A 4,302-nucleotide genomic window follows, 5' to 3' on the forward strand; every position below is an offset into this window, starting at 1 on the left:
GTCTTATTAAAAAGCTACGTTCCGAGTTACGTATTGCTACAATAGCAATAAAAGTATCCAAAAAAAACACCGAAAAAAGCGGTTTTTTTTATTTTTGAATTTGAATTAATCAAAATCAAGTTGGTTGATTTTTTAAACTGTTAGTTACCGTAACGCGTCATGCAAAATATCTTCTTTACCAACAATAACTTTGCATCCTCTCCAACAGTTGCCATTCTGGCTCTAAAACCATGAGTTCTTTCTTTGATTTACTAGGTTGATATGTCGCTTCATAAAAACTCCTTTTCATTTAACACAATTCCTTAATTATAGCTTTTTTAGTATGAAATGTCAAGCTCTGGGTAAGTTTTTGAATAATTAAAAAATAGTGGTTGTGGGGGTAAAAATGTAAAAATGAAATGTTTATAAAAGAAAGAAAATATTTGGAGAAATGATTTAGTATTAAAATGTGTTGAAACTTTTGGTTGGCTTTTTATAACAAATCATCATTTTTAAAATATAATTTAATGCTTCTAGCAAATAAGACATTTGAAGGCTTTTTTGTTAGTCACAGGGCAGTTAGCAGTAATTAAATTAGTTTCTAAAATAACTTGGCAGTAGCTCCTAAGTTTCTTGTTTAATTTGCAATTCGGCATCAGTTCCTGAAATGTCTCATTGCTACATAACCACCTTGTTTGAGATAAGTTTTAAATTCTTCATGGGTAGCTTGTTTGCGATTTGTTCTAAATAAGTTGTAGTGCTTTTTGATACATGTTATTGTGGATGGTTTCAAATAATTGCGGGATTTGAGATGGCAAATCTTTAGTTTTGGGTGATATTTGTTTGGCGGTTATATCTTTGAAAAATAAACTATCATTTTCTAAACCACGTTTGCCAATTTCTATACGCAAAGGAACACCTTTAAGTTCATATTGACTAAATTTCAACCAGCAGTTTTATCTTGTAGATCGAGATGAACGCGATAGTTTTTTGAAGGATGGAAAAGAGGTTTTCGGATGTTTGTTTTACTGCATCATCTTTGGAGGTTGCAAAGGAATGATTACAATTTGCATAGGGAGAAACATAAGGCGGTAAAACTAGTCCTTCATCATCGCTGTGAACCATAATTAAAGCTCCAATTAAACGTGTAGAAACGCCCCAAGATGTTTGATGAACATATTTTTTTGATGGTCGCAATCTTGAAATTGGATTTGAAACGATTTAGCAAAATTAGCACCTAAGTAATGAGAAGTCCCTGCTTGAAGAGCTTGTCCGTCATGCATTAACGCTCTGATAGAATAAGTGATGAGAGGGCTCCAGCAAATTTTTTTCTGTTTCGGTTTTTTGCCACATACAAAAGCAAGGAAGGGCTAAAAGTTTTTTGCCTAACTTTTGATAAATATCATGATGGATAAAGTTTGCTGCATCGCTTCTTGTTCGTTAAATATGCACAGTGTGTCCTTCTTTGCCACAAAACTCTTTACCTCTTAAAAAAGAGTTTAGTCGTTTTTCCCAGCGAACCACATTGCACCATTGATTATATAACTTAGGTAAATCACGATAAGAAGTGATTGTTTTAGAATAATATTGCGAAAATAAAATTTCTGAAGTAGGGCGAATCACTAGTTTTTCGGATAAGTTTTTTTTGCCTGTAGTTGTTATCATTGCTGCTTCTGGAGAAAATCCTTGAATATGATTTTTTCTTTTTGTGAAATAGTTTCTTTCTGGAAAAACTAACGGAAAAATAAACATTTTTGATGACCTGTTTTTGTAAAGTACAATTAAGATGTTTTTGAATATTTTCCCACAAAGCATAACCATAAGGAAGATAGATAATAAAACCTTTTGCCTCAGAATAAGCTATTAATTCAGCTTTAAGACAAACATCTGTATACCATTTTCCAAAATCAGATGAGCGAGCAGTAACTGTTTTAACTTCGTTTCATTGTTTTCATTTTTGCATTACCTTTGTTTAGTTATAATATATTATAAATATTTTAATTAATGTGTTATTTGTTTTGGTTTCAGGAAAGAACAAACTATAAAGCAAAAATATTATAACATGAAAAAATAATAAAAATAAATATTTAAAAGCATAATGATGACTTGTAAATGAAGGTCTTTTGAAAATATTTATTTTTTTAAAGAATCTAACAATTCTTTTATTCTGATTTATAATAATGTTGTTGTAGTTTGGAAATGACAAGAAATAATTCGCAGTTGAGATGATAATTTGGTAATCCATAATAAAAAAGGGGGATAAAAAGTTTTTTTATTGATTAAAAAAATACCAGATATTTATTAAAAAAATAAAGGATAAAAAATAAATTCAAAATGGCGGAGCAGAAGGGATTCGAACCCTTGCACCGTTTCTCGGACTACGTCCTTAGCAGGGGACGCCTCTTATAGCCACTTGAGTACTACTCCTAAATTATATTGTATAGATTTTCAAAATAAAAAAAATAAATAGGTGAATGTAAGCAAATATAAAAAATAAAAATAAAAAAGAGGGGATGAAAAAATAAAATAAATGGAGGCCCTGAACGGATTTGAACCGTTGATCAAGCTTTTGCAGAGCCATGCCTTACCACTTGGCTACAGGGCCAAACATCGCTTTAATGCGAGTTTGTTATAATTAAATTAATGAGTGACAAATGGTTTCATTAAAGCTTCAATGTCTTTGACTTCTTTAGGGATGTGTTTGGATAAATTAACAGCCCCTTCTTGAGTGAGGATTAAAAGGTTGTCTTCAATTCTTACTCCAATCCCTAAATCTTTTAAATATAGACCTGATCTGACAGTAATTACGCTGTTTGTTCCAATAACACATGTATAATTGCAAACATCATGAATATCTAATCCTAAGTGATGTCCTAATCCGTGATAGCAATATTGATGGATTGTTTCGCCTTCTTTAAGTAAAGACATTTCTTTTAATCCTTGCAATAAAATATCACCTTTGCCATATTGGTTTAATTGCGTAAAGGTGTGATGCGGTTTACCCAAGCAATGGACTGCTTTGTTAGCTTTAGAACTAAATTATGCCGTATCTTTTTGCAAAGAACTAAATTGTCCGCTTACAGGACAACAACGAGTAATATCAGAGGAATAATGATTATAAGTAACGCCAGCATCAAATAATAAAAGGTCGTTGCGTTTTAATTGGCAGTTAGGTTTGTTATAATGCAAAAATTAAGGCATTTTTTTCCTGAAGCAGCAATGGTTTCAAAGGGATTTTTTGAGTTTGGTTATTTTCCAAAAATAATGAAAAAGAGCAGCTATTTGATATTCATACATTCCAGGTTTTAAGTTTTTTAATAAATAATTAAGGGCTTGATAATTTATATCTAGAGCTTTTTGGATTTGGGTTTGTTCGTAAACACTTTTTGTTTGACGCAAAGAAAATAAAAAAGAAGAACTATTATAAACTTACTGCAAAAAAGGATATAAAGAAGTCATTTTTTGACAATATTCTAAAGCCCAACTTGCTTTTTGGTCTAAGGTTTGCTTGGATAGGTCAAAATAAAACCTTCTAAAGAATCCACAAAAAGAACCTCTCAAAGGATTTACCATCTGAAATAAAAAGTTTCAAAAGTTAATATGTTTTTGAGGTTTGATAAATTAATTTGAGATATCAAAGAAGCATCAGAAAAACTCAAAATATCTCCATCCCACAAGGCTTTACTAGGGTTATTTTCTTCTAAAAATAAAAAGTATGAGATAAATTAGGTGTTTTTACCAACAATAAAATAGTGTTTGGTTGGTTAATTCCTGTCAAATAATAAAAATTATATCAACTTCCAAAAGGAAAGTTTGATCGCCACTCTTAGTAATTGCTTCCAGAATAAAAAAGAGCAGCGGTGTTTGGTTTCATTTTTGGATGAAATTATTTCTATTGTGCAAAAACATAAAAACACGATTTTCCTTTTTCAAGATAGAAATGAAAAAAATATAAGTTCATAAAAGGCAACGGAAAAATGTTTAATATTAAAAAATTGGAATAAAAAAGCAGGCAAAAAAACTTTGGCAAAATAATTTAACTTTTTGATTTGAAAAAATTTGATTTTGGGAAGTAATTTAAACTTTTGTTTTGCGAATTTCTTGGAAAAATATTGAAAAAATTGTTTGGCTAAAAGTTTTGCTTTTCTAAATATTAAACATTTGTTTTGTTTTTATTTTTTTCTCTATGTAGAGTGTGATTTCTAGAAAAAGGACAGTATTTTTTTAATTTAAAACGTCCTGGGGTCTTTTTTTATTTTTATCAGTATGATAATTTTCTTCTTTTGCACTCTGTAGCACACAAAAAATCTCGAACGAAGTACA

General features: G+C 30.2%; 1 protein-coding gene, 2 tRNA genes and 3 pseudogenes. All 6 read right to left on the reverse strand.

Going from position 1 to position 4,302, the window contains the following annotated elements:
- Positions 1 to 472: 472 nt before the first annotated feature.
- Positions 473 to 1,934: pseudogene (gene proS / locus ACEW7V_RS02260) on the reverse strand (proline--tRNA ligase).
- Between the two features lie 380 nt (positions 1,935 to 2,314).
- Positions 2,315 to 2,406: transfer RNA gene (locus tag ACEW7V_RS02265), tRNA-Ser, on the reverse strand.
- 104 nt (positions 2,407 to 2,510) lie between these two features.
- Positions 2,511 to 2,584: transfer RNA gene (locus ACEW7V_RS02270), tRNA-Cys, on the reverse strand.
- A 35-nt stretch (positions 2,585 to 2,619) separates the two neighbouring features.
- Positions 2,620 to 3,168: pseudogene (locus tag ACEW7V_RS02275) on the reverse strand (M24 family metallopeptidase).
- A gap of 36 nt (positions 3,169 to 3,204) precedes the next feature.
- Positions 3,205 to 3,378: a M24 family metallopeptidase gene (locus tag ACEW7V_RS02280; RefSeq protein ID WP_374695312.1), complete on the reverse strand. Its 174-nt coding sequence runs from the start codon at positions 3,376 to 3,378 to the stop codon at positions 3,205 to 3,207.
- A 754-nt stretch (positions 3,379 to 4,132) separates the two neighbouring features.
- Positions 4,133 to 4,222, reverse strand: a pseudogene (gene rpmG / locus ACEW7V_RS02285) (50S ribosomal protein L33); the annotation flags it as partial.
- Positions 4,223 to 4,302: the final 80 nt, after the last annotated feature.

Source organism: Areca yellow leaf disease phytoplasma, from assembly GCF_041920595.1.